This window comes from Methylophilus sp. 'Pure River' (assembly GCF_046765995.1).
GTDB lineage: Bacteria > Pseudomonadota > Gammaproteobacteria > Burkholderiales > Methylophilaceae > Methylophilus.
The window spans coordinates 26,433-50,158 of the sequence record NZ_JBKOUE010000005.1 but is presented as its reverse complement, the minus strand read 5'-3'; the positions used below and the strand labels follow the sequence as shown (position 1 = coordinate 50,158).

Genomic DNA, 23,726 nt, shown 5'->3' with positions numbered 1-23,726 from the left:
GCTTATTCTGCCTGTATTTGCGTGCGTCTGAGGGGCTCAGGAAGATACCATTTATGTGAATCATACCCCACACCGGCAGGAGGCACCGGGTTCATAATGCCTTGAACACGCTTATGAATCGCCGTCAGGCCGTAGCCGGCAGACAGATACACCAGCGGACTATCCTCATATAACACCTTGGCAAAGCCGTGGTAGATCTGCATGCGCTTTTCCGGGTCAAACTCCATGCGGCCTTGTTCCAGCAATTTATCGACGGCCGGATTATTGTAGCCAATAAAGTTAAACTGGCCCGGGCCTTGCTGGCTGGAGTGCCAGATGGAGTATTGGTCAGGGTCCAGGCTCAAGCCCCAGCCCATGACGACGGCATCAAAGTCGCCTGGTTTAATAAAATTGGTGAGCAGGCTGGCCCATTCCAGGGTACGGATACGCGTTTCAATGCCCACTTCTTTCAATCGGCGCTGAATAATCACCGCCGTTTTTTCACGTTGTTTATTACCCAGGTTAGTCAGTACTTCAAACGATAGTTTTTTGCCGTCGCGCTCCACAATGCCATCGCCATTGCTGTCCACATAGCCTGCCTCAGCCAGCAATTGTTTGGCTTTGGTCGGGTCAAACGGGTATGGCGTCAAGTTGGGATTGCTCCAGCGCGTCCCTGGTTTGTAGGGCGAGGCAATGGCAATGCCCAAGCCGAGGTATACGCCGTCGATAATCTCTTGTTTGTCTATGGCGTAATTAATTGCTTTACGTACACGCACATCGTCAAACGGTTTGCGCTTGAGGTTAAAGCCAAGGTAGGTGTAACTATTACCGAGCTCTTTGTACTGGTTAAGCTTGGCTTGTAGCGCCGGGCGCGACGGGATAATGCGTGCATAGGTAATCGGGTCCAGCGTCATGCTGTCAATGTTGTCGGCCATCAGCTCCAGAAACTGCGCGGCCGGGTCTGGGATAATCCGCTCAACCACGTTATCGATATTGGCTGGGCCCAAGACTGATTTTGGATTTCTTTCCAATTTTAAATATTCACCATGCCGCCATTCTTTTAACTGGTAGTAGTGGCTGCCTAGCGGTTTTTGCGCAAAACTGGTGGTATGAATATCTTGCCCGGCCAGCTTGTGTTTTGGCAGCACTTGCAAGTGTGCCCAGCTTTCGAGCGCAGGCGCAAAGGGTTGGGCATAGTGCACGATAAATGTCCGGGCATCAGGCGCTTCTGCCTTGGTCACCAGTTGATAGTCTGATGCATACGGGCTATGCGTTTTTTCGTCAATGATCAGTTGCCAGGTAAATAACACATCGGCGCTGGTGAGTGGCTTGCCGTCTGCCCATTGCAAGCCTGGCTTGAGTTTAAACGTAATGGTTTTTTTATCATCTGCAACCTGCCATGATTCCGCCAGTTCACCAGCAAGATCAAGGTCCTGATTGAATGTCAGCAACGAGTTAAACAGATAAGCACCGATGGCCAATGAGACCGACTCACCCGCCACCATGCCTATCATACTGCTGGGGTCTGAGAGCATGGCACTGATCAGCGTGCCGCCCGTTTGTGCGGGATATGGCTGGTTTAACGCTGCCGTATTCTGGTCTGGGCTATCTACACTGCAAGCCAGTAACGTGCTGCATAGCATGCCGATAACGAGTTGTTGACCAATGGACGCATATTGCTTGGTGCAAGTGTGGTGCATCCCGGTCAATCGTCGATTCGTCATGCGTCGTTTCATCATGGTGGCTCGCCGTGTCAGTGTTTGGTTTTTTTACTATGTGTTGTCGTGGTTTTTTTGTGCGTAGGGGATTGCCCGCTACTACGCGTTTTGCTGGTAGTCGTTGTTTTCTTATGGCTCACTCTCGCGCTGGTTTTTGAGCCATGTGACTGGCTGGCACTGCTTGTGCTGCTTTCCTGTTTTTCCAACTGCAATACCTGGCCAACGGCCAGGTTTTTGGACTTCAGGTGGTTTTGCTGCATGATTTGTTTGCTGCTAACGCCATAACGCTTAGCCAGTTTTGCCAATGTATCACCTTGTTTCACCTTATGCGAGATAGAGACTGATTTGGCGGAGGATTCTTTTTCGACCGGCATTTCAATCGGCAGTTGCGCCATGGCGGCGACATCAATGGGGCGCGTCAGGCCAGATTGCACACTGGCAGGCACTAATAGAGGCCTGCGCACAATCAGGTTGCGGTTAGGCTTGAGGTTGTTGGTGGCGCTCAGCTCATAAATGCTGATACCAAACTGGCTGGCAATGGCGCCCAGGCGCTCGCCACGTTTGGGTTGGTAGCTATGCCAGTTAGATAATGGGCGGTTATAAGCACTGAGGTTATTGGTGAAGTTACTGGCGGCCCAGGTAGGCAGCAACAGTTTTTGATAGCTATTTTCAGTAATCAGCACCGGGCGCGTAAAGCTGGGGTTCAGCGCGTTAAACTCTTCCAGGGAAATCCCTGCCAGCTCAGCCGCTAGCTTGGCGTCAATTTTGTTGGGCGCTTGTACCGTGGTGAAATAGGGTTTGTTAGGAATCTCGTTGAGCGTTAACCCATAGTTTTCCGGGCGGAAAATAATATTTTTAATCGCCTGCAATTTTGGTACGTAATTACGTGTTTCGTCAGGCAAAGACAAATGCTGGTAGTCGGTTGGCAAGCCTAACTGGAGGTTACGTTCAATCGCACGTGCCACGGTGCCTTCGCCAGCATTGTAAGCAGCCAGCGCCAGGTCCCAGGCGCCAAACATGGTGTAGAGTTTTTGCAGGTAGTTAAGCGCAGCCTGCGTCGCCGCGGTGACATCTTTACGCGAGTCTTTCCAGTAGTTTTGTTTGAGGCCAAAGTCTTTGCCGGTAGAGGGGATAAATTGCCAGATGCCAGAGGCTTTGCTGGTTGAAAGCGCCTTCGGGTTAAAGCCACTTTCAATCATGGGCAACAGCGCAATTTCGGTCGGCATGCCTCTTTTTTCAACTTCAACCACAATGTGGTAAAGGTACTTTTTGCTGCGCTCCAGCATGCGTGACACGTAGTCAGGGCGTGAGGCGTACCATTGTTCGTGCTTGTTGGTGTAGGTAGAGTCAATGTCCGGCATGTTAAAGCCGTCACGGACGCGATCCCACAGGCTGTCTTGCAGCGTTAACGAGTCTTCAAACTGGTAACTGGAGTTGTAATTTTCTGATTCCGGGCCGCCATAACTTTCATCATAACTGCCGTTGTCGTCCGACATGCTGGCTGGCTCTACATATTCAGCCGATACCAGTAATGGAAAAGCTGAAAGGGCGGCACATAGCAGTAATTTTTTAAAACGCATGACGGTAATACTTAATCCTGAGACTGTTGCACAAGGTAATCCTGAGAAAAACTTGCACATGCATTGATAAACCCGGGTGGCCGTTAGGGCCATGCCAACCAGCACGTGATTGGCGTAACGCATACAAGCGCTTTAAGGAGGACATCATTCTACGTTAATTTTTCAGTGAGACAAGTTTTTATGTCTACACAGGCGATTGCTATCAGCGTTGGCATTAGAAGTGGTTGCGCCGTGCGCGCAGCTCGGTAAACACATCAATCGCTGACCAGTGCTGAAAGGCGTCTTGTTGTGACAAGGCCTCGCAGCGCAAAAACGGGTTGGTGGCTAACTCTAGCGCCAGTGTTGTGGGCAAGGTAGGCAGATTCTGCGCGCGCAAGTGTGCGGTATTGCGTGCGCGTTGCTGCAAGTCTGCATTGTCGGCGTCTACTGTTTGCGCAAAAGCAATATTGTGCGCGGTGTATTCATGTGCAGGGTAGATCAGCGTGTTTGCAGGCAGCGCTGCGATCCGTTGCAATGAAGCATACATTTGCGATGGCTTGCCTTCAAACAAGCGGCCACAGCCTGCGCCAAACAATACATCGCCGCTAAACAGGTGCTGATGATTGAGGTAATAGGCAATATGGTCCAGTGTGTGTCCGGGCAGGGCCAGTACGTCGCAACTGAGTGCACCAAAGTGTTTAAATGTCAGGCGATCCCCTTGTTTGACACGTGTGGCCTGTAAAGCCTGATAAGCTGGGTGGTCACTCTCGGGGGCGTAGACGGTACATCGCCAGTGCTGCTGTAGCGCTGCGGCTCCGCCGACATGGTCAGCATGGTGATGGGTGAGCAGGATGCCATCCAACTGTAACTGGCGCGCCTGCAACGCCTGCTCAACGACCTCGGCATCACCAGGGTCAACCACCAGTGCATATTGGCCGCGGTGAATCAGCCATAAATAATTATCGCTAAAAGCGGGCAGTGCGGTGATCTCTATGCTTGCAGAAGTGTCGTGCATCCCGCATCATTGAAAAAATGGTCATGATTGTCAAGGCACAATCGTGTTTAGCCGCCTGTTTTACACTTTGTGTTATTTCTGGCATTTTTGGGAGCTTCATCTTGCAATCCAGCCAGCCAGCCAGCTTAAATGAAACTGCTTTTGATGCCATGGCGTTGGGCCGCTATATCGCCCAGCGCGAGATCCCGTTGTATGCACAAACGGTGGCAGATGTGTTTGGTTTCCATGCCTTGCAGATAGGCTGGCCGACGCACGATTTACTTGAGCATTGCCGCATCCCTTATAAACACTCCTTACAGCTCTCGGCGACACCAAAGGCTGCGCTATTGTGTGAAAGCGAGTTTTTGCCGTTTGCCGAACAGTCGGTTGACTTGGTATGCATGCCGCATGTGCTTGAGCAGTGTGCTGACCCGCAGCAAACGCTGCGCGAGGTATTTCGCGTGTTGGTGCCTGAGGGCACGGTGGTGCTTACAGGCATCACGCCAGTCAGTTGCCTGGGGTTGCGCGCCCGCGTGGGCCAATTTAAGCAAGCCGGGCACTTTGAGCGCCTGTTTACCGCCTGGCGTATACGTGATTGGCTAAGTGTGCTTGGCTTTGAAGTGGTGCATAGCGGTAGCTTGGTGCATGCCTTACCAGTGAATGACCCATTGTGGCTGGCGCGGCAATCTTGCCTTGAGCGTTGGGGGCGGCACACCTGTGGCATGACTGGTGGCGTGTATTTTCTAATTGCCAAAAAACGGGTGTTGAATGTGCGTTTGCTCAAACCTGACTGGAAGAAATCACCGCTCAACCATGCTTTGCAGGTGCGAAAAGGCCAGTCCAGCATACAAAAACAAGTGCAAAAACAGTTAGAATGCGCGGATGTCGACACAACAATGGATAGAAATGTACGCTGATGGTGCCTGCAAAGGCAACCCTGGCGTCGGGGGCTGGGGCGTTTGGCTCAAAGCGGGTGAACACGAAAAATCACTGTTTGGCGGTGAAGCACTGACCACCAATAACCGCATGGAGATGACGGCGGTGATTCAAGGGCTGCAAGCATTGAAAAAGCCTTCACAGGTGAAGGTGTATACCGACTCCAGTTATGTGCAAAAAGGCATGACAGAGTGGCTGGCAGGCTGGAAAAAGAAACAGTGGCGTACGGCGGATAAAAAACCAGTTAAAAATGCCGACTTATGGCAAATACTGGATGCACTGGCGGTCACGCACCAGATCGAATGGATCTGGGTAAAAGGCCATGCCGGTAATGAAGGCAATGAGCGCGCGGATGCACTGGCTAATCAGGGCGTGCTGACGGTTGCAGCGGGTTAACAGGGGGATTGCATGAGACAGATTTTTCTCGATACGGAAACCACCGGTTTATACCCGGACCAAGGGCATCGTATTATTGAAATTGCCGCAGTAGAAATATTTAACCGCCGGCCCACCCAGCGCCATTTCCACATTTACATTAACCCCGAGCGCGAGATCGACCCTGGCGCGCAAGAGGTGCATGGTATTTCGCTGGAGTTTTTGCAAGATAAACCTTTGTTTGCCAGCATTGCCGAAGAGTTTGTCGCGTTTATCCGTGGTGCCGAGTTAATTATCCATAATGCGCCGTTTGATATCGGCTTTTTGAATATGGAACTCGCCAAGCTGGGCCAGGACAAGCTGGAAACCTATGTCAGCGGCATTATCGATACCTTGAAAATGGCCAAGGAAATGCGGCCTGGTCAACGTAACAACCTGGATGCCTTGTGCCGACACTTTGGCATTGATAACTCGCAGCGTACCTTGCACGGCGCCTTGCTGGATGCGGAGTTGCTGGCTGAAGTGTATATCGCCATGACGCGCGGCCAAGAGAGCCTGCTGATGGAGTTATCGAGCCCGGTAGAGCAAGCGACACATGCGAATCTGGCCGTAGACTTTTCTGCATTAAAGCTGGTCACTGCAGATGAAGAAGAATTGGACGCACATCAACAATACATCACTGGCCTTGCCAAGGCAGGTGCGACTGCCTGGTAGTGCATGATTAAGGTGCTTATCGGGCATTTGAGATCACAGGCTGTGCGCTAGTATGAGGCATGTATCAATTAGTAAAACTATTCTGGATTTAGGTCTTTTATGCTTACAGAAACAATCGTAGTTACCGGCGGCGCCGGTTTTATTGGCAGCAACTTTGTCAATGCTTGGGTCAGACACAAGTTGGGGACAGTGATCAATCTGGATAAGTTGACCTATGCCGGCAACATGGAAAACCTGGCCGGCATCAGCCAAAATCCGCACCATATTTTTGTGCATGCGGATATTGGTGATCGTGTGGCGGTTAAAGCATTGCTGGAAACGCATCGGCCGCGTGCGGTACTCAATTTCGCGGCTGAGAGTCACGTCGACCGTTCTATCCATGGGCCTGATGCCTTTATTCAAACCAATGTCGTGGGTACTTTTAATTTGCTGGAAGAAGTACGCGCATATTGGCAAGCCTTACCGGTAGACGAGCAAGCGCAGTTCCGCTTTCTGCATGTTTCTACCGACGAAGTATACGGTTCACTGGGGCCGAATGACCCGGCGTTTAAAGAGACCAATACTTATCAGCCAAATAGTCCGTATTCGGCCTCCAAGGCAGCGTCTGACCATCTGGTCCGCGCCTATCACCATACCTATGGCTTGCCAACATTGACCACCAACTGTTCCAACAATTACGGTCCATATCATTTTCCGGAAAAACTGATTCCGCTGGTGATACATAATGCCTTGTCTGGCAAACCATTACCTATTTATGGTAACGGCAGCAATATCCGCGACTGGCTGTATGTAGAGGACCATTGCAGTGCCATTCGCGAAGTGCTGGCCAAAGGCACGCCAGGCGAAACTTACAATATCGGCGGCTGGAATGAAAAAACCAACCTGGACGTGGTGCATACTTTGTGTGACATCCTCGACCAGGAACGGCCTAAAGCGCAAGGCAGTTACCGTGACCAGATGACGTTTGTCAAAGACCGCCCAGGCCATGATGCGCGCTACGCGATTGATGCCAGCAAAATTGAGCAGGAACTTGGCTGGAAGCCGCAAGAAACCTTTGAAACCGGCATCCGTAAAACCGTGCGCTGGTATCTGGAGCATCATGAGTGGGTGGCACGTGTCACCAGCGGGGAATATCAGCATTGGCTCAACAAGAATTACCACGAACGTGGAGAGGAGCTCGCATAATGGCAAGAAAAGGCATTGTATTGGCAGGTGGCTCTGGCACACGCTTGTATCCGGTAACCCAAGTGGTTTCCAAGCAATTGTTGCCGGTCTACGACAAACCCATGATTTACTATCCCTTGTCAGCATTAATGCTGGCAGGGATACGCGAAGTGCTGATTATTTCCACGCCCATGGATACACCGCGTTTTAAAGAGTTATTGGGGGATGGCAGCCAGTGGGGCATGCGTATTGAATACCAAGTGCAACCGTCGCCAGATGGGCTGGCGCAGGCGTTTATCCTCGGTGAGTCTTTTATTGGCAGCGATACCAGCGCACTGGTACTGGGCGATAACATTTTTTATGGCCACGAACTAGGTGAAATGGCCATGGCCGCCGGTCAGCGTGAGCAGGGCGCCACTGTGTTTGCTTACCCGGTGAATGATCCCGAGCGTTACGGCGTAGTGGAGTTTGATGCACAAGGAACGGCGATTAGCCTGGAAGAAAAACCGACACAGCCTAAATCGCGTTATGCCGTCACCGGCCTCTATTTTTACGACCAGCGTGTGGTCGATATTGCCAAAAACCTCAAGCCTTCACCGCGTGGCGAACTGGAAATTACCGATGTGAATAAACAGTACCTGGCTTGGGGTGACCTCAATGTGGAGGTCATGGGGCGTGGTATGGCCTGGCTGGATACTGGCACGCATGAGTCTTTGCTGGAAGCCAGTGGTTTTATCCAGACCATAGAAAAACGCCAGGGTTTGAAAATCTCCTGTCTGGAAGAGATTGCTTACCGCCAGGGATTTATCACGGCTGAGCAACTGGACAAATTGGCCGATAAATACGCCAAAAACGGCTATGGGCAATATCTGAAACAAATTCTCAAAGAGCAGGTGTTTTAATGCAAGTGATTGCAACAAAGATTCCAGAGGTGTTGATTCTGGAGCCTAAAGTCTTTGGCGATGCGCGTGGTTTTTTCCTCGAAAGCTTTAACGCCAACACCTTTAAAGACCGCACCGGGATGGATGTACAGTTTGTGCAAGATAACCACTCACGCTCTGGCAAAGGCGTGTTGCGCGGTCTGCATTACCAGCTTCAGCAACCGCAAGGTAAGCTGGTACGTGTGGTGCAAGGGGAGGTGTTTGACGTGGCGGTAGATATGCGTAGCAACTCACCTACCTTTGGCCAATGGGCAGGTGTTCATTTGAGTGCAGAAAATCACCGTCAATTTTGGGTGCCTGCCGGGTTTGCGCATGGCTTTGTCGTGTTGTCTGAGACGGCAGATTTTTTGTATAAAACCACCGACTATTATGCACCGCAGCATGAGGCTTGCCTGAAATGGGATGATGCCACGGTCGGCGTGGACTGGCCATTGACGCAGGCGCCTAGCCTGTCAGCCAAGGATCAGCAAGGCTTATCCTGGGCAGATGCACCTAAATTTGATGCTATTTGACCAACATTGATGCAGCCATGAAAAGAATTCTGTTAACCGGCGTCAGCGGTCAAGTGGGTCACGCGTTGCAGCAGCAATTGGCTTTAGAACTAGCCAGTGAGTGGCAAATAGTAGCCTGTGACCGCCAGCAACTGGATTTAACGCAGCCTGAGCATATCAGACGAACAGTGCGTGAAATCGCCCCAGATTTAATCATTCACCCGGCGGCCTACACGGCGGTAGATAAAGCGGAGTCTGAGCGTGAACTGGCTTATGCCATTAATGCGACAGCGCCTGGCGTATTGGCTGAGGAAGCCGCAACACTCAATGCCGGCTTGATTCATTTTTCTACTGATTATGTTTATGACGGTGCAAAGGATGCCCTTTATACCGAAACCGATGCCGTGAATCCGCTCAGCGTCTATGGCGCCAGCAAGCTGGCTGGGGAAGAGGCGATTCGGCGTGTTGGGTTGCCGCACCTGATTCTACGCACTAGCTGGGTGTATGGCAGCTATGGTAAAAACTTCCTCAAAACGATTATCCGCCTGGCTCAGGAGCGCGAACACTTGCGTATTGTGGCAGATCAGTACGGCGCACCGACTGCGGATACGGCGATCGCCAAAGCTGTGACAGAACTAGTCACGCGCTGGCATCAGGAAGATGTGACACAAAGTGGTGTGTATCATCTGGTGAATAGTGGTGAAACCTCATGGTTCGGTTTTGCCAGTGAAATCGTGGCGCAGTATCGCGCGTTAGAAAGTGTACGTGGTTGGCCACCATTGGTGGTGAACGAGGTACAGCCTATTGCGGCAGCTGAATATCCCACGCCAGCCAAGCGTCCGCAAAACTCAAGGCTTTGTACAGCCAAACTTGAGCAAACGTTTGGCGTGACTCTGCCTGAGTGGTCAGTCGCCTTAAATCAGGTGATGGCTGAGTTAGCCGTCTGATTAACCTGTTTTAATGATTAATTCGTTTGAACCTACTTAAACTTGGTCAAACGCATCCGTCCAGCTATTGGGCGTTTCGTAGAGCCTGACTTTCACCAGCTTGAGATGGTTGCCAAAAGTGTCCCTGTATTGCGCTTTGAGTAACCTGAAGGCTTCTGCAGCCATGTTTTCGGCCGTTGGAATGGTCGGGAAGATAATGGTTTTATGATTGGGCAGGCTGTTGAGGAAGTCCAGCACAGCGACATCTCCCTGAAAGACCAGGAAAGCATGGTCCCAGCGGTCAACAATCGTTTCGCGGGCAATGCGCTTCACGTCGGCAAAATCCATCACCATCCCGTTTTCTGAAGCATGCTCAGCGTGAATGATGTCACCCGAGAGCGTAATCTCTATGGCGTAACGGTGGCCGTGCAGATTGCGGCATTGACTTTTATGATCAGGAATACGATGTCCGGCATCAAATTCCAAGCGTGTAGTAATTTCCATCCCGGCATTATATCAGGCAACGATATATCAGTAACCTTGCAGCGCAGCCAATTGATGTATGCTGTGCGTGATGACGTTGTCAGGCGCTATGGCCTGCATGCATACTGTCGGGCAGATTAATACAGGTCGTCAATATTCATTAAAGCATCTTCGTCAGCAGAGTAGTGCTTGTGGCTCTTCTCATAGCTGCCGTAGCTAGATTCGAAATCATCGACTTCATCGCCGGCAAAATCTTCCAGCATTTGATCAATTTTTTTAAATTTGTCGGTAGGCGTTGCTTTTTGTAACATGGTGATCTCCCAGTACATCGTTAATTTACTCAAACATGTCAGTCCTTACTGTTCTTAATAATGCATTAGCATAGACTATGCCAATCATCAGTTTTGTTCCTTACAATTTTATTAACGGCAACTATTAAAAAAAGTAAAATATGCGCCATTCATACAGAACAATCAAGCTAACTGGCTGTCTGTAAAGGCATAACATACACAAAAATGACAGGAGAGATGCAATGCGAGGTGTGATATTCATGTTGTTGGGCTTGGGAGGCTATTCATTGGCGCAGGCTGAATGCCTGCCAATATATCAACACCAATTTAAAACCCTGCAGGGGCAAACTGTCGATTTTTGTCAATTTCAGGACAAGCCCATCCTGATTGTGAATACCGCCAGCAAGTGTGGCTTCACGCCACAGTTTGAAGCGCTGGAGTCTTTATATGACCAATACAAGGACAAGGGCCTGGTGGTGATTGGTTTCCCGTCTAATGACTTCAGGCAAGAGCCAGGCAATAACAAGCAAATTGGTGATTTTTGCAAGTTGACATATTCCGTCAAATTCCCCATGGTGGAAAAGTCCAGCGTCACCGGCAGTAGCGCAAACTCTTTGTATCAACAGTTAATCAAACAAACAGGGCAGGCACCGCAATGGAATTTCTATAAATATGTCATTCTGCCTGGCGGGCAAAAAGTGTATTCGTTTAATAGCATGACGCGGCCAGAGAGCGAAGACATCATGAGCAAGATCAAGCCCTATCTTAAATAATGCTCGTCACCACCGGCTGATTTGCTGATTTTTTCAGCAGATCAGCGCGCCAAACAAAGCGATATACAGTTTTTTTAAAGATTTATGTTGAAAGCCGTTGACAAGACTTCTAGCCATCATTAATATGGCGCCTTCTTTGAATTGCACTGCAAAACAAAGAGCTGCATTACCAGGGATTCGGGGGTATAGCTCAGCTGGGAGAGCGCTTGCATGGCATGCAAGAGGTCAGCGGTTCGATCCCGCTTATCTCCACCAAGTGATTGAAAATATTGAATTTTTTTAAAAATAAATATTTCAATTATTTGAAAAACTGGTATAATGCACGGGTTGTTAAATTTCTTAGGTCCCCATCGTCTAGAGGCCTAGGACACCTCCCTTTCACGGAGGCGACCGGGGTTCGAATCCCCGTGGGGACGCCAAAAATCACTCAGTGATTTCTAGCATTAAATTCACGTTTACATCACTCTGTTTACGAAAATCAAAGACCATTCAGGTCGACCATCATCTACAAGATGCAATGACCGTTGCTGTTTGTCATTGCAATAAAAAACCCGGCATGGCCGGGCTAGTCATTTCTTTTTCTGTGTTTGCTTATCCGCGAATATTACTTTGTGCGGAAAATTGCGATAACTCTACATAGGGCTGTGGCTGCCAACCAGCGGCGCGATGTTCTGCCACGACATTGGTAAAGATGCCGCCCCGCACATAAAACTTGGCGGTGACACGCATAAACTTCGGATCAATGGCGCTGACCAGGTCATCCAGGATCTGGTTGGTCACGGCTTCGTGAAAGCAGCCTTCGTCACGGAACGACCACATATAGAGCTTCAGGCTTTTTAATTCCACGCACAATTTGTTAGGAATGTAGTCCAGGTAAATCACCGCGAAGTCAGGTTGGCCAGTTTTCGGGCACAGGCAGGTGAATTCCGGTACTTCCATGTGAATATGAAAATCGCGGTTAGGATTTGGGTTGTCAAAAGTCTCCAGCGTCTTTGCTGCTTGGGCCGTTGGCTTGCCACCGAGTAAATGTTCGTTCATTGCACTCATGTTTGTTGGTTGTTTCTTGATAAAAATGGGTATTATACCGCTTAAGCAACCATTCAAATTCTTATAAGCGGTTTTCTTACTTTGCGTCTGACTCATTTAAAACTGGCGGGGTTCAAGTCTTTTGTCGATCCGACCACCATACATTTGCATGGGCAACGTGTGGGCGTGGTGGGGCCGAACGGCTGTGGCAAATCAAATGTCATGGAGTCTGTACGCTGGGTGCTAGGGGAGTCTTCGGCCAAAGAAATGCGTGCCGACGCCATGGATGCGGTTATTTTTAACGGATCCGCTAACCGTAAACTGATCTCCCGCGCCAGTGTCGAGCTGATTTTTGATAACAGCCTGGGCGGTGCCAATGGTGAGTGGAGCCAATACGCCGAAATCTCCGTCAAGCGGGTGATTGAGCGCGACAAGGGCTCTACCTATTACATCAATAATATCGCCGTGCGGCGACGCGATGTTGCCGATTTGTTTTTAGGTACCGGCCTGGGTGGCCGTGCCTATGCCATCATTGGCCAGAATACGATTTCACGGATCGTTGAAGCTAGGCCGGAAGAGTTGCGCGTGTTTCTGGAAGAGGCCGCCGGCATCAGCAAATATAAAGAGCGTCGGCGTGAAACCGAGCTGCGCTTGCGGGATACGCGTGAAAATCTTGAACGCGTAGAAGATATTTCGCGTGAAATGAATAAGCAAATTATCAAGCTGGAAGCACAGGCGCTGGTGACGCAAAAGTTTCAGGCCTTGCAGCAGGCACACCAATTGGCCGAAGCGCAATGGTGGTGGTTGCGCAAACGCGATGCCGTGCTGGCACATGAAACCGCTTCACAGGCGGTTGAGCAGGCCGTGAATGCGCTGGAGGCGCAAATGGCCAGCTTGCGCAACCACGAACTGCAACTTGAGCAGTTGCGCCAGCAGCATCAGGAAACGGCTAACCAGTTACACGCGGCGCAGGCAGCCTTCTACGAGGCGAATTCGCAGGTGTCCAATCTTGGGTTGCAGGTGAAGCAATCTGAAGAGGCACGGGATCGCTTGTTACAAGAGCAGCTGCAATTATTGCGGCAGATGGAGCATAGGGCGCAGCAACAGAAGCAGCTGCAATTGCAGTTGGCAGAAAAAAATACGGCATTGATCACGACGCAAGGTGCTGTAGAGCAGCATGCGTTGGATTTGCAGGCCATGCAGCAAGGCTTGCCTGAGCAGGCTAGTCAGTTGCAGGCGGTGCAGCAGGCGGCGAACCAGGCACAGCAAGCGGTACAGCAAAGCCGCCAGCATATGCAACTGGAACAAAATAATGTGAATTTCATCCAGCGTAACCTGGCTGAGGTCGCACAACGTTTACAGCAACTACAGAATGAGCTGGGGCAGTGGGCGTTGCCAGACATGCAGGCGTTGGGCGCGCATCAGCAACAGCTGGCGGAACAGCAAGCTGCCTTGCAACACGAAGAGCAGCAATTGACCCAATGGCGCACAGAAGAAAATATACAGCAACAAGCATTGCAGCAGGCGCGCAGCCACTGGCAACAGGCACAACGCGCGCTGCATCAGTTGGATGCTGAGATACAGTCGCTGCAAAAATTACAGCAAAGTATCAAGCAGGATCAGCAATTGGGCCCGTGGCTGCAGAAAACAGGCATGCAATCAGCGCCACGCCTGTGGCAGGCGATACAGGTCGATAGCCAGTGGCAGCCTGCCCTGGAAGTGTTTCTTGGCCATAAATTAAATGCGCTATTGCCAGAAACCCACGCAGATTGGTCGCAATTGCCGCATCCACAAGCGGCGTTGGCGGTTGCGCAGGCAGCGGTAGCGACTGAGGCCTTGCCAGCGCAATGGCAGGGCTTGCCCAGTTTGTATAGCTTGTTGACGATTAAGCAGGCTGAAGTCTCTGCAGCCTTGCAGCACTGGCTGGCAGGGGTTTATATACTGGATAACGTGCAACAGCTGGCGGAATATCAATCAAAACTGCCAGCAGGCATCAGCTTGCTGACCAAAAATGGCGATGTTTACCAGCGATATAGTGCTGTTTTTTATGGCCGCCAAAATCAAATGCAAGGTGTGCTGGAGCGCCAGCAGCAGCTGGATACGCTGCAAGCAGGTTTGAGCCAGTCGCAAAGGGATGTCACAGCTGCGCAGCAGCAAGTGCAATCGCTGGAGGCCAGTTTGCAGGTCACTCGCCAGCAACAGCAACAAAGCCACCAGCGTATTAAACAACTCACGGCCAGTATGCACGAATCGCAACTGCAAGTCTCTCGCCTGCAACAGGCGCATGATAATGCCTTGCGTCGGCAGACTGCCTTGCAGCAAGACATGACGCAGGCCGAGGAGCGCCAGCTTGATCTCAGTCAGGAGGTCGCGCAGGCGCAAGCCAATATTACCCAGCATCAATCGCAAATCGCTGACCTGGAACAAAGTGCGCGTAAAACTCAGGCACAAAAACAGCAAGCCGAACAAAGTTATTTTAATTTGCGCGACACGGTGCAACAGGCCGAAAAAGCGCATCAATCACAAGTGTTTGAGCAAACCTTACTGAAAAATGCAGTGGCTGATTTACAGCAGCGATTGACGCAAAATGAACAGGAAAGCCACAACTTGCAGCATCGCCTGGTTGAGACTGAGCAGGCCCTGGCAATTAGCAATATGGAGGCGCTCAAGGCGAATCTTGCACACGCGTTGACGCAACAGCACGCGTGTGAACAGGCACTTGCGCAAGCGCGAAACCAGTCTGCCGAGCAGGAAAGTGCATTGCAGGCACAAGAGCGGCATCGCTTGCAAATCGAGCAGCAATTGCATCCACTACGGGATGCCGTAGAGCAACGCCGCCTTAAACAGCAGGAGTGTCGCCTGCAAGTGGAGCAATGTCAGTCTGCTTTGGCTGAAACTGGTCTGGACGAAACGCTGATTCAGCAAGGCCTGGACTTGGATAGCCAGGCACAGGCACTGGCGCAAAATACCCAAAAACTACAGCAGCAGATACAGCAATTGGGGGCGGTTAATATGGCCGCCATTGAAGAGTTGGCGGTTGAAAAAGAGCGCAAGGGTTATCTGGATAGCCAGTTAAAGGATTTGCTGACCGCCAGTGAAACGCTGGAAGAGGCGATCCAGAAAATCGACAGGGAAACGCGCGGCAAGTTGCGTGCGACCTATGATGAAGCCAACCGCAATTTTGGCGAATTGTTCCAGACTTTGTTCAATGGCGGCAATGCCAAACTTGAATTACTTGGTGACGAGATCCTCGATACCGGCGTACAGGTGTTTGCGCAGCCGCCAGGTAAAAAGAACACCACGATACAATTGTTATCTGGCGGTGAAAAGGCACTGACGGCTATGGCGCTGGTGTTTGCCTTGTTTAGATTAAATCCGGCACCATTCTGCCTCATGGATGAAGTGGATGCGCCTTTGGATGACAGTAACACTGAGCGTTTCTGCCAGTTGGTACGCGTGATGTCGGAAAAAACCCAATTCCTGTTTGTGTCACACAACAAAATCACGATGGAGATGTCACAACAGTTAATAGGGGTCACCATGCAGGAGTCTGGCGTATCGCGGATTGTCGATGTGGATATCGACGAGGCGATACGCATGCATGCGGCTTAATGCCAGTTTTGTTGTATTATTATGCAAGCGTTATTAAGGATTGTAAGGTCACATGTCTGATTTGTGGATGATATTGGTGTTGCTTGGGGTCAGCATCGTTCTGGCAGTGGTAGTTTTTAACTGGTGGCAGGAAAAAAAATATCGCAGAGACGTTGAATATCGTTTTAGCCATACCCGTGGTGATGTGCTGGATAGCGACGCTGCTGCTGCGAAAACCAGTGATGCTGCTAAAGCGGATAGCCTGAAAAAAGAGCCGCTTAAAAAAGCCAATACCGATAAACATGTCGTTTCAGAGGACGTCGAAGGCTGGATGTCTGAGCCACGCGTGCGCCAGTCTGCCAAGGTCGAGCCAGACTTCACGGTAGGTGAGTCTGCCAAAGCAAAAATCAATGCGGCGACTACCGCTAAGTTCGATAAAAACGGTTTGAATTTAAACAAGCAGCCTGCTGAACCGGCAGTCCCTGTCTCTGCAAAAACGTCTTCCGCCAAGGCTGAGCCTGCCAATTTTCAGGCAGCTAAAGTTGAGCCTGTGATTTCAGCCAAGCCTGAGGCAAGTGCACCGGTCGCGCAATCTTTCGATGACATTTCGGCACCAGCCTTTGAACAACCTGTGTTAGATTTTCCTGACGATGCAGCAGAAGGTGAGTCCGCCATGCCTGCGCACATAGACGATTCTGTGCTGCCAGACGCCGTGCATACGGCGATGGATTGGGTAGGGCTGATTGATGCACCGCTGGGCGTGATGCTGGTCGAGCTGGAGGATATGCAAGCTGAGGTCAGAACCTTTCCGCAGCATGCCACCTTGTGGGCACAAAACTCCATCAGTGGTGATTGGCAAGATGTCTTGGCGTTAGATGCCAAAGCACTGCAAGACCATACCCCGGCTAGCCAGGTTGCCTGTAGTTTACAACTGGCCGACCGTGGTGGCCCCGTAGATGAAGAAACCCTTAAACGTTTCCAGAAGTCGATGGAAACCCTGGCGCGTGCGCTGGGGTTGACCGTGCACTGGCAGGGCGGTTACGAGCCATCAGTGCAATCGCAGTCGATTGATGCGTTTTGTATTGAGGTCGATAAAGCCGTCGAATTTCATGTGCTGGCTAATCAAGGCATGTTTCATGCGACCAAGTTACGTGGCCTGGCCGAGGCATGTGGCATGCAACTCAGCGTAGATGGTCGCTTTGAGCTCTTCAACACTGAGGGCCAGCTTGAGTTTTCTGTGCGTAACTACGAAGGTAAACCGTTCTCGGCTGACATGCTGAAATCGGCTGTGATGACGGGCGTTACCTTCCAGCTGGATATTCCTACCACACCTAATAGCTTGCATGTGTTTGACCATATGGTGGAGATTGCTGCCAGCATGGCGAGCAGTTTAAGTGCCAGCATGATTGATGTGAACCGCAAGGCCATTGGTGATGCGCAACTGGATAAAATTCGCCAGCAACTGAAAAATATCTCCAATGCCATGGCTGCACAAGGAATCACTCCTGGCAGCAGCCACGCCAAACGCCTGTTCTCTTAATATGCCAGCTCAAGAAGCTGCGCTGCTTTTACAACAGCTTAAGCAGCGCATTGCCGAATACGATTATCACTACTATGTGCTGGATGCGCCGCTGGTCAGTGATAATGAATACGATGGCATTTACCGACAATTGCTGGCTATCGAGCAGCAATATCCCGAACTGATTACAGCAGACTCACCCAGCCAGCGTGTAGGCGGCCTGGCGCTGGCTGCTTTTGACAGCGTACAGCACCGGCAGGCCATGCTGTCGCTCAATAATGCCTTTAGTGATGACGAGCTCGAGGCGTTTGACCGTCGTGTGCGAGAAGGCACAGACCAGTCGCAAGTGGACTACGCGGTAGAGCCGAAGTTTGATGGCCTGGCGATCACACTGACATATGAACACGGTGTGTTTGTGCAAGGCGCAACACGTGGTGATGGCTATACCGGTGAAAATGTAACGCATAACCTGAAAACCATACGTGCTATCCCCGGTCGCTTGAATATTGCGCAGCCGCCTGCCTTGCTTGAAGTCCGTGGTGAGGTGCTGATGCTGAAAAAAGACTTTGAAAAGCTCAACCAGCAACAAGCCGCCGCTGGCGCCAAGCTATTTGCCAACCCGCGCAATGCCGCGGCAGGCAGCTTGCGTCAACTAGATTCGAATATCACCGCCAAGCGGCCTCTGCATTTTTTCGCCTATGGCCTTGGTGCTAGCGAAGGTGTACCTGAACTGCATTCTCATGCTGAGGCCATGCAGTACCTGGCCGATTTACGTTTTCCTGTCTCTGAGTTGCGTGGTGTTAAAACCGGCGCACAAGGCTTGCGTGATTATTATGCCGAGATTGGTGCCAAGCGTAGCAGCTTGCCATTTGATATTGATGGCGTGGTCTACAAGGTGAATGCGTTTAGCTTGCAAGATGCACTGGGATTTGTCTCGCGTGCGCCACGCTGGGCAATTGCACATAAGTTCCCCGCAGAAGAGGCAATTACCGTGGTGGAGGATATTACCGTGCAAGTGGGGCGCACGGGCGCGATTACCCCTGTGGCGCGTCTAAAGCCCGTCTTTGTTGGCGGTGTCACCGTCACGAATGCCACCTTGCACAATGAAGACGAGTTGCGCCGTAAGGATATTCATATCGGCGACACCGTGATTGTACGGCGGGCAGGGGATGTGATTCCTGAAGTCGTGTCCGCCAAGCCTGAATTGCGACCAGCAGATGCGCGCGTGTTTGTCATGCCCTCTGTATGCCCGGAATGTGGCTCACACGTCGTCCGGCCACAAGATGAAGCCGTGGCACGTTGTACCGGCGGCCTGATTTGCCCGGCGCAGCGTAAACAAGCCATTACCCACTTTGCCTCACGCCGCGCCATGGATATTGAGGGTTTGGGCGAGAAACTGGTAGATCAACTGGTTGAACGCGACCTGGTGCATCACCTGGACGATGTTTACTGCCTGAGCCTGCCCGTATTAAGCGAGTTGGAGCGCATGGCCGAGAAGTCTGCACAGAATGTGCTGGCCGCTATTGAGAAAAGCAAACAAGCGACTTTGCCACGCTTTATTTATGCGTTAGGCATACGCAATGTCGGCGAGGCGACAGCAAAGGATTTGGCGCAGCATTTTGGCAACCTGGATGCCTTGATGGCTGCCGATGTCGAATCACTGATGCAAGTCAACGACGTTGGCCCGATTGTGGCAGAAGCCGCTTACCAGTTTTTCCAGGAGCCTCATAACCGCGAAGTCATTGCTGCGATGCGTGCGCTTGGCGTGCATTGGGCCGATATCACCAAAACCACCCCATCAGCCACGTTTGCCGGCAAAACCTTTGTGCTCACCGGCACCTTGCCGACGCTCAAACGCGACCAGGCGCAAGCCATGATTGAAGCCGTGGGTGGTAAAGTCAGCGGTAGCGTGTCGGCCAAAACCAGCTATGTTGTCGCCGGGGCAGAGGCTGGTAGCAAGCTCGAAAAAGCGCAACAGTTGAATATCCCTGTGCTGGATGAATCGGCCTTACTCGCTATGCTGCAATCATCTGCAGAAGCGCCAGAGGTGGTGCCCCAGTTAACGTCGGAAACCTTACCAACACAATCGGACTTGTTTTAATATGAATTCAAAATTAACTTTAATATTAATTCTTAATTTATTGATTATTAATGAGTCTGTGGCTAAGGATGCTGCCTTGGAAGCATGCGATAGCGCGGTTAAAAACCGGCAGTATGCACAAGCCATACAAGTCGCAGAGCAGCATGCCAGCCAGGCGGAATTCTGGCTGTGTAAAGGCCGTGCGCAGTCAGCCCTGGCGCAAAATGCCGCTGCGCAACAAAGCTTTAAACAAGCCATCAGCCTGAAACCGACAGGCCTGGACCTGATTTCTGCCCATATGTTGTTGGGCAACGCGCAGCTTGAAGCTAAAGTGCATGAGGCCGCCATTGAAAGCTACCAGCAAGCCCTCAAATTCAGCGAGCAGCAAAATATGCGCCGTTACGCCCGTATTGCCCACAACCTGATCGGCGAGGCTTATTTCGAGATTGGCCAATATGCTGAATCGCTGAACGCATTTGAAACCGGCGAAAAACTGGCCATGAACGATGACGAGCGCGCTGATAGCCATATCCACGAAGCCATGGCCTACCAGCAGTTGCAACAAGCCGACAAAGCCATTGAGCATCAACTCAAAGGCGTCATGATGCTGCGCAAGTCCGGCACCCCTGACCAGTATGCAGAAGCGAGCCTGACGTTGGGTAAGTTGTTTTCAGCAAAAAAAGATTATGCTAGTGCCGACAAAACCTATCAGCGCCTGATGGAGTATGCCCATGAGAATGGTGGTGAGTTCTATGAAGCTAAAACTGCCATTTACTGGGCAGAAAGCAAACGTGCTCAAGGCGATGCCGCGGGCGCTGCGTCATTGGTTAAACAAGCTGAAACCATTGCGGCCAAGTTGAAAGATGCTGAACTGGACGAATTGCTGGCGAAAACCAAATAGGTCACGCGCAACAATGAACGCCGTGATGTCTCCATCTTGATGCATGAATAATGACTAAAGATGACCTAGTCTGAGTGTCACTCGACATTGCCATTAAAATGCACTAGCATTGCGCCGGCATCAATTTAATTAATGTATATATATAGGGGAGATTTTCAATGAAAACGATCGCTATAAAAAGCATCGTAGGTGCAGCATTGTCTGCATTTATGCTGGCAGGCACAAGCATGGTACATGCCGCCACATACAACTTTAATTTTCCAAGCTACACTTCCAATGTGGTGAGTTCTGTCGGTTCACTTTCTGCAACAGATATCGGCTATTTCTGGTCTGTTTCACGTGGTGATCAAGTGAGTGAAACGTTTAGCGGGTCAGGCCTGTTTGGCGCCACTAGCCTGGAACTGGAGTTGAATGTCACTCAGAATGTGCTGTCACAAGGCGCGTCAGTAGATTGGGATGTACTGGTCAATGGTGTGGATGTAGGCGATTGGACCTGGACGAGCACCAGTGGTACCGGCCTGACATATTTGAGCTATACCTTTGCTGCGATCTCTGGCGAATTCAATTCGCTGGCACTGGTTGTGAAAAATGAAGTGCCGGGCGGTCTGGGTTCTATTGCATTAGGTGTGAATACAGAGGCGAGTGTGAGCAACAGTGTCGTGCCTGAACCAGATACTTTAGGCTTTTTGCTGGCAGGCCTGGCAGTTGTTTCTTTAGTGCAACGCAAGCGCGCTTAATTCGCTTAGCAACGCAGTGAAAAAGGCGCTTTAGGCGCCTTTTTTGTTTTTGAAAGCCCGTTCTATCGTCCTAGCGCCTCACTTTCAAAAGATTTACCTTTTCTCCGGAATCCCCTGTAAGGTTTTCCTGTCATATGCGACAAATACGCATCAGTAATCATTTAAGACTGGAAACGCTATGCTACTCGATAACAATCGCCGCAATCCTAGCGGTATTTTGCCATCTGAGATCACACCACAAGCCTTGTTTGAGCAACGCCGCACGGTATTGAAGGTCGCGGGTGTGACGGCAGCGGGTTTTTTGTTGCCGACGCAGTTGCAAGCGGCACAAACGCTAGACTTTCAGAAAACAGCTTTTGGCAAAGAAGAAAAACTGACTAGTTTTGAGGATGTGACCAGCTATAACAATTATTACGAGTTTGGCACCGGCAAGGAAGACCCCGCGCGTGAGGCTGTGTTGTTTAAACCGACGCCGTGGACGATCAAGATTGAAGGCGCTGTGAAGCAAAGCAAAACCATTGGTATTGAGCAACTGATGAAGCTGGCTCCGCTGGAGGAGCGTATTTACCGCATGCGCTGTGTGGAAGGCTGGTCTATGGTGATTCCGTGGGTGGGGCTGCCATTGAAGGCGCTGATTGATTGGGCGCAGCCTACGGGTAATGCCAAGTATATTGAATTTATTTCTTATAACGACCCACGTCATATGCCTGGCGCGCGCATTCCTGTTTTGGATTGGCCTTATATTGAAGGCCTGCGTATGGACGAAGCCATGCAGCCACTAACCATTCTGGCCGTGGGCTTGTATGGCAAGGTGTTGCCTAACCAGAACGGCGCGCCTGTGCGGCTGGTGGTGCCATGGAAGTATGGTTTTAAAGGCGCTAAGGCGATTAGTACGATTCGTTTTGTAGAACAAATGCCGCATACCAGCTGGATGAAAGCCAGCGCGCGTGAATATGGCTTTTATGCCAATGTGAATCCGGGGGTAGATCATCCGCGCTGGACACAATCCTCAGAAAAACGTATCGGGGCTGGTTTATTTGCCGGGCGCATTAAAACCAGGCTGTTTAATGGTTATGACGAAGTAGGGCAGTTATATGCAGGCATGGATTTACAGAAAAACTTCTAACATGCCAATGATGCAATATCTGGTGCAATGGTTAGCTGAGCTATCTGCAAAAAACCGGATTTTATGGCTAAAAACCTTGATCTGGTTGGGGGCGTTTATCCCTGTCTTACGTTTGATTTACCTGGGGTTCACCGATGGGCTTGGCGCAAACCCGGTTGAGTTTATTGAACGTTCTACCGGCACCTGGGCGCTGGTCTTTTTATTACTCTCACTTGGCATCACGCCACTGCGCTATCTGACGCAGCAGGCCTGGCTGATTGCCGTGCGTCGTTTGCTGGGGTTATGGATGTTTGCTTATGCCTGCCTGCATGTGACGACTTATCTCTGGCTCGATTACCAGTTTGACTGGGCGGATATTGCCAAGGATATCGTCAAGCATCCATATGTCTTAGTGGGAGCGGCTGCTTTGCTACTGACCTTGCCGCTGGCCGCCACGTCTAACCAGCGCGCGATCAAAGCACTCAGGCAACGCTGGAAAAGCCTGCATAAACTGGTGTACGTGATTGGCGTGCTGGCGTTGCTGCATTTCTGGTGGCTGGTGAAAAAAGATGTGACTGAGCCAGTGATTTATAGCCTGGTATTTGCGCTATTGATTGCACTTCGCTTACCTGTTTTTATAAAAAATAGAAAAAGTTAGCGCTGATATGTAAGGTATTTTCTAGATTGAAGACTAAGTGATACAACTTCAATTTTAGAAAGGCAGCTAATCATGTTTCAACGCTTCACCCCCCCTTTTTTAGTACGCAAATATCAAGCGCTGATTTTAACGCTCCACACCGTCAATGACTGGCTACCCGGTTTGCTCTTGCGCCTGATCCTGGCCTGGGAGTTTGGTGAGGCTGGTTGGGCCAAACTGCATGGCCAAAACTGGTTTGCAGATTTGCAATTCCCTTTCCCGTTTAGTTTATTGCCAGCAGAAGTGAACTGGAACATGGCCATGACCTTTGAGCTGGTTGGTGCAGTGGCTTTGCTGCTAGGGCTGTTTACGCGTTTTTTCAGTCTCAGCCTGATGGTGGTGACCGTGGTAGCGATTGCCAGTGTGCATTGGCCAGAGCATTGGCGCAGTATGGCTGATTTGTTTATGGGGTATCGTTTTGAGGATGTGGAAGGCGATGGTTTTGGTAACTATAAACTGCCACTGATTTACCTGCTGATGCTGCTGCCCCTAGTCACGCAGGGGGCCGGAAAATGGAGTTTTGACCGCCTGTTGTCACATCTATGTGACGGTCGCCGATGACAGTTGTTAATGTCGTTGTATAGGCGTGAAATTGTCTTGACACTGATTTGCTTTTTGTCACATCATCGTAAATACAAAAGGGAGCAGCCAATGCTGGATTGACTCCCAACTAAAATTCTTCGGGGGTGTGTCATCTTAACAACCGACGGGCAGAGGGTGCCCAGTT

General features: G+C 50.7%; 22 protein-coding genes and 2 tRNA genes. 18 read left to right on the top strand and 6 right to left on the bottom strand.

The window, feature by feature from the left end; translation table 11 throughout:
• Window positions 1–2: 2 nt before the first annotated feature.
• The 3 genes from ACIDE9_RS07040 to gloB form a co-directional block, all read right to left on the bottom strand.
• A complete protein-coding gene (locus tag ACIDE9_RS07040; protein ID WP_411994046.1) occupies window positions 3–1,622 on the bottom strand; it encodes a peptide-binding protein in 1,620 nt (539 codons plus the stop codon).
• A gap of 110 nt (window positions 1,623–1,732) precedes the next feature.
• Window positions 1,733–3,400, bottom strand: coding sequence for a transglycosylase SLT domain-containing protein (locus ACIDE9_RS07035; protein ID WP_411993778.1), 1,668 nt, complete (start codon window positions 3,398–3,400; stop codon window positions 1,733–1,735).
• A gap of 91 nt (window positions 3,401–3,491) precedes the next feature.
• Complete coding sequence (gloB, locus tag ACIDE9_RS07030) at window positions 3,492–4,271, bottom strand: hydroxyacylglutathione hydrolase (RefSeq protein WP_411993777.1); 780 nt, start codon at window positions 4,269–4,271, stop codon at window positions 3,492–3,494.
• Window positions 4,272–4,372: 101 nt separating this feature from the next.
• Between gloB and ACIDE9_RS07025 the strand changes: the two genes are divergently transcribed.
• The 7 genes from ACIDE9_RS07025 (at window position 4,373) to rfbD (ending at window position 9,818) form a co-directional block, all read left to right on the top strand.
• Complete coding sequence (locus tag ACIDE9_RS07025) at window positions 4,373–5,167, top strand: class I SAM-dependent methyltransferase (RefSeq protein ID WP_411993775.1); 795 nt, start codon at window positions 4,373–4,375, stop codon at window positions 5,165–5,167.
• A complete protein-coding gene (gene rnhA / locus ACIDE9_RS07020) occupies window positions 5,157–5,582 on the top strand; it encodes a ribonuclease HI (RefSeq protein WP_411994045.1) in 426 nt (141 codons plus the stop codon). The genes ACIDE9_RS07025 and rnhA overlap by 11 nt, the downstream gene beginning before the upstream one ends.
• Window positions 5,583–5,594: 12 nt before the next feature.
• Complete coding sequence (dnaQ, locus tag ACIDE9_RS07015) at window positions 5,595–6,275, top strand: DNA polymerase III subunit epsilon (protein ID WP_411993773.1); 681 nt, start codon at window positions 5,595–5,597, stop codon at window positions 6,273–6,275.
• A 99-nt stretch (window positions 6,276–6,374) separates the two neighbouring features.
• Complete coding sequence (gene rfbB, locus ACIDE9_RS07010) at window positions 6,375–7,460, top strand: dTDP-glucose 4,6-dehydratase (protein ID WP_411993771.1); 1,086 nt, start codon at window positions 6,375–6,377, stop codon at window positions 7,458–7,460.
• Complete coding sequence (gene rfbA / locus ACIDE9_RS07005; RefSeq protein WP_411993769.1) at window positions 7,460–8,341, top strand: glucose-1-phosphate thymidylyltransferase RfbA; 882 nt, start codon at window positions 7,460–7,462, stop codon at window positions 8,339–8,341. Before rfbB ends, rfbA begins: the two co-directional genes overlap by 1 nt.
• Window positions 8,341–8,892, top strand: a complete 552-nt coding sequence (rfbC, locus tag ACIDE9_RS07000; RefSeq protein ID WP_411993767.1) for a dTDP-4-dehydrorhamnose 3,5-epimerase — start codon at window positions 8,341–8,343, stop codon at window positions 8,890–8,892. The genes rfbA and rfbC overlap by 1 nt, the downstream gene beginning before the upstream one ends.
• A gap of 17 nt (window positions 8,893–8,909) precedes the next feature.
• A complete protein-coding gene (gene rfbD / locus ACIDE9_RS06995) occupies window positions 8,910–9,818 on the top strand; it encodes a dTDP-4-dehydrorhamnose reductase (RefSeq protein WP_411993765.1) in 909 nt (302 codons plus the stop codon).
• A 36-nt stretch (window positions 9,819–9,854) separates the two neighbouring features.
• Here the strand turns inward: rfbD and queD are convergent, their stop codons facing one another.
• Entirely contained in the window at window positions 9,855–10,301 is a 447-nt protein-coding gene (gene queD, locus ACIDE9_RS06990; protein ID WP_411993763.1) for a 6-carboxytetrahydropterin synthase QueD, read from the bottom strand.
• A 116-nt stretch (window positions 10,302–10,417) separates the two neighbouring features.
• A complete protein-coding gene (locus tag ACIDE9_RS06985; protein WP_228519760.1) occupies window positions 10,418–10,591 on the bottom strand; it encodes a hypothetical protein in 174 nt (57 codons plus the stop codon).
• A gap of 221 nt (window positions 10,592–10,812) precedes the next feature.
• Between ACIDE9_RS06985 and ACIDE9_RS06980 the strand changes: the two genes are divergently transcribed.
• The 3 genes from ACIDE9_RS06980 to ACIDE9_RS06970 all read left to right on the top strand — a co-directional run bounded on the left by ACIDE9_RS06980 (window position 10,813) and on the right by ACIDE9_RS06970 (window position 11,762).
• Entirely contained in the window at window positions 10,813–11,343 is a 531-nt protein-coding gene (locus ACIDE9_RS06980; protein WP_370583236.1) for a glutathione peroxidase, read from the top strand.
• Window positions 11,344–11,522: 179 nt separating this feature from the next.
• A tRNA-Ala gene (locus ACIDE9_RS06975) sits at window positions 11,523–11,598 on the top strand.
• 88 nt (window positions 11,599–11,686) lie between these two features.
• Window positions 11,687–11,762 (top strand) — tRNA-Glu (locus ACIDE9_RS06970).
• 172 nt (window positions 11,763–11,934) lie between these two features.
• Here the strand turns inward: ACIDE9_RS06970 and queF are convergent.
• Window positions 11,935–12,381, bottom strand: a complete 447-nt coding sequence (gene queF, locus ACIDE9_RS06965) for a preQ(1) synthase (protein WP_019882272.1) — start codon at window positions 12,379–12,381, stop codon at window positions 11,935–11,937.
• Between the two features lie 90 nt (window positions 12,382–12,471).
• Between queF and smc the strand changes: the two genes are divergently transcribed.
• The 8 genes from smc to ACIDE9_RS06925 all read left to right on the top strand — a co-directional run bounded on the left by smc (window position 12,472) and on the right by ACIDE9_RS06925 (window position 23,560).
• The gene (gene smc / locus ACIDE9_RS06960; RefSeq protein WP_411993759.1) at window positions 12,472–15,981 is read left to right on the top strand and encodes a chromosome segregation protein SMC; all 3,510 of its coding nucleotides are present in this window, start codon (window positions 12,472–12,474) and stop codon (window positions 15,979–15,981) included.
• A 52-nt stretch (window positions 15,982–16,033) separates the two neighbouring features.
• Window positions 16,034–17,500, top strand: a complete 1,467-nt coding sequence (locus tag ACIDE9_RS06955; protein WP_411993757.1) for a cell division protein ZipA C-terminal FtsZ-binding domain-containing protein — start codon at window positions 16,034–16,036, stop codon at window positions 17,498–17,500.
• A gap of 1 nt (window position 17,501) precedes the next feature.
• A complete protein-coding gene (ligA, locus tag ACIDE9_RS06950; RefSeq protein WP_411993755.1) occupies window positions 17,502–19,580 on the top strand; it encodes an NAD-dependent DNA ligase LigA in 2,079 nt (692 codons plus the stop codon).
• 76 nt (window positions 19,581–19,656) lie between these two features.
• A complete protein-coding gene (locus tag ACIDE9_RS06945) occupies window positions 19,657–20,460 on the top strand; it encodes a hypothetical protein (RefSeq protein WP_411993754.1) in 804 nt (267 codons plus the stop codon).
• A 158-nt stretch (window positions 20,461–20,618) separates the two neighbouring features.
• The gene (locus ACIDE9_RS06940) at window positions 20,619–21,197 is read left to right on the top strand and encodes a PEP-CTERM sorting domain-containing protein (protein ID WP_411993752.1); all 579 of its coding nucleotides are present in this window, start codon (window positions 20,619–20,621) and stop codon (window positions 21,195–21,197) included.
• A gap of 178 nt (window positions 21,198–21,375) precedes the next feature.
• Window positions 21,376–22,323, top strand: coding sequence for a protein-methionine-sulfoxide reductase catalytic subunit MsrP (gene msrP / locus ACIDE9_RS06935; protein WP_411993750.1), 948 nt, complete (start codon window positions 21,376–21,378; stop codon window positions 22,321–22,323).
• A gap of 10 nt (window positions 22,324–22,333) precedes the next feature.
• Complete coding sequence (locus ACIDE9_RS06930) at window positions 22,334–22,960, top strand: sulfite oxidase heme-binding subunit YedZ (RefSeq protein ID WP_411994044.1); 627 nt, start codon at window positions 22,334–22,336, stop codon at window positions 22,958–22,960.
• Between the two features lie 72 nt (window positions 22,961–23,032).
• A complete protein-coding gene (locus tag ACIDE9_RS06925; protein ID WP_194753762.1) occupies window positions 23,033–23,560 on the top strand; it encodes a DoxX family protein in 528 nt (175 codons plus the stop codon).
• Window positions 23,561–23,726 lie beyond the last annotated feature (166 nt).

What these genes read in the sequence shown, in the direction of transcription:
- dnaQ (WP_411993773.1), top strand. Translation starts at nt 5,595, where the DNA reads ATGAGACAGATTTTTCTCGATACGGAAACCACCGGTTTATACCCGGAC.
- ACIDE9_RS07035 (WP_411993778.1), bottom strand. Translation starts at nt 3,400, where the DNA reads ATGCGTTACGCCAATCACGTGCTGGTTGGCATGGCCCTAACGGCCACC.
- gloB (WP_411993777.1), bottom strand. Translation starts at nt 4,271, where the DNA reads ATGCACGACACTTCTGCAAGCATAGAGATCACCGCACTGCCCGCTTTT.
- ACIDE9_RS06940 (WP_411993752.1), top strand. Translation starts at nt 20,619, where the DNA reads ATGAAAACGATCGCTATAAAAAGCATCGTAGGTGCAGCATTGTCTGCA.
- ACIDE9_RS06955 (WP_411993757.1), top strand. Translation starts at nt 16,034, where the DNA reads ATGTCTGATTTGTGGATGATATTGGTGTTGCTTGGGGTCAGCATCGTT.
- rnhA (WP_411994045.1), top strand. Translation starts at nt 5,157, where the DNA reads ATGTACGCTGATGGTGCCTGCAAAGGCAACCCTGGCGTCGGGGGCTGG.
- rfbC (WP_411993767.1), top strand. Translation starts at nt 8,341, where the DNA reads ATGCAAGTGATTGCAACAAAGATTCCAGAGGTGTTGATTCTGGAGCCT.
- ACIDE9_RS06980 (WP_370583236.1), top strand. Translation starts at nt 10,813, where the DNA reads ATGCGAGGTGTGATATTCATGTTGTTGGGCTTGGGAGGCTATTCATTG.
- ligA (WP_411993755.1), top strand. Translation starts at nt 17,502, where the DNA reads ATGCCAGCTCAAGAAGCTGCGCTGCTTTTACAACAGCTTAAGCAGCGC.
- ACIDE9_RS06985 (WP_228519760.1), bottom strand. Translation starts at nt 10,591, where the DNA reads ATGTTACAAAAAGCAACGCCTACCGACAAATTTAAAAAAATTGATCAA.
- queD (WP_411993763.1), bottom strand. Translation starts at nt 10,301, where the DNA reads ATGGAAATTACTACACGCTTGGAATTTGATGCCGGACATCGTATTCCT.
- rfbD (WP_411993765.1), top strand. Translation starts at nt 8,910, where the DNA reads ATGAAAAGAATTCTGTTAACCGGCGTCAGCGGTCAAGTGGGTCACGCG.
- ACIDE9_RS06930 (WP_411994044.1), top strand. Translation starts at nt 22,334, where the DNA reads ATGCAATATCTGGTGCAATGGTTAGCTGAGCTATCTGCAAAAAACCGG.
- rfbA (WP_411993769.1), top strand. Translation starts at nt 7,460, where the DNA reads ATGGCAAGAAAAGGCATTGTATTGGCAGGTGGCTCTGGCACACGCTTG.
- msrP (WP_411993750.1), top strand. Translation starts at nt 21,376, where the DNA reads ATGCTACTCGATAACAATCGCCGCAATCCTAGCGGTATTTTGCCATCT.
- ACIDE9_RS07040 (WP_411994046.1), bottom strand. Translation starts at nt 1,622, where the DNA reads ATGCTATGCAGCACGTTACTGGCTTGCAGTGTAGATAGCCCAGACCAG.
- queF (WP_019882272.1), bottom strand. Translation starts at nt 12,381, where the DNA reads ATGAACGAACATTTACTCGGTGGCAAGCCAACGGCCCAAGCAGCAAAG.
- rfbB (WP_411993771.1), top strand. Translation starts at nt 6,375, where the DNA reads ATGCTTACAGAAACAATCGTAGTTACCGGCGGCGCCGGTTTTATTGGC.
- ACIDE9_RS06925 (WP_194753762.1), top strand. Translation starts at nt 23,033, where the DNA reads ATGTTTCAACGCTTCACCCCCCCTTTTTTAGTACGCAAATATCAAGCG.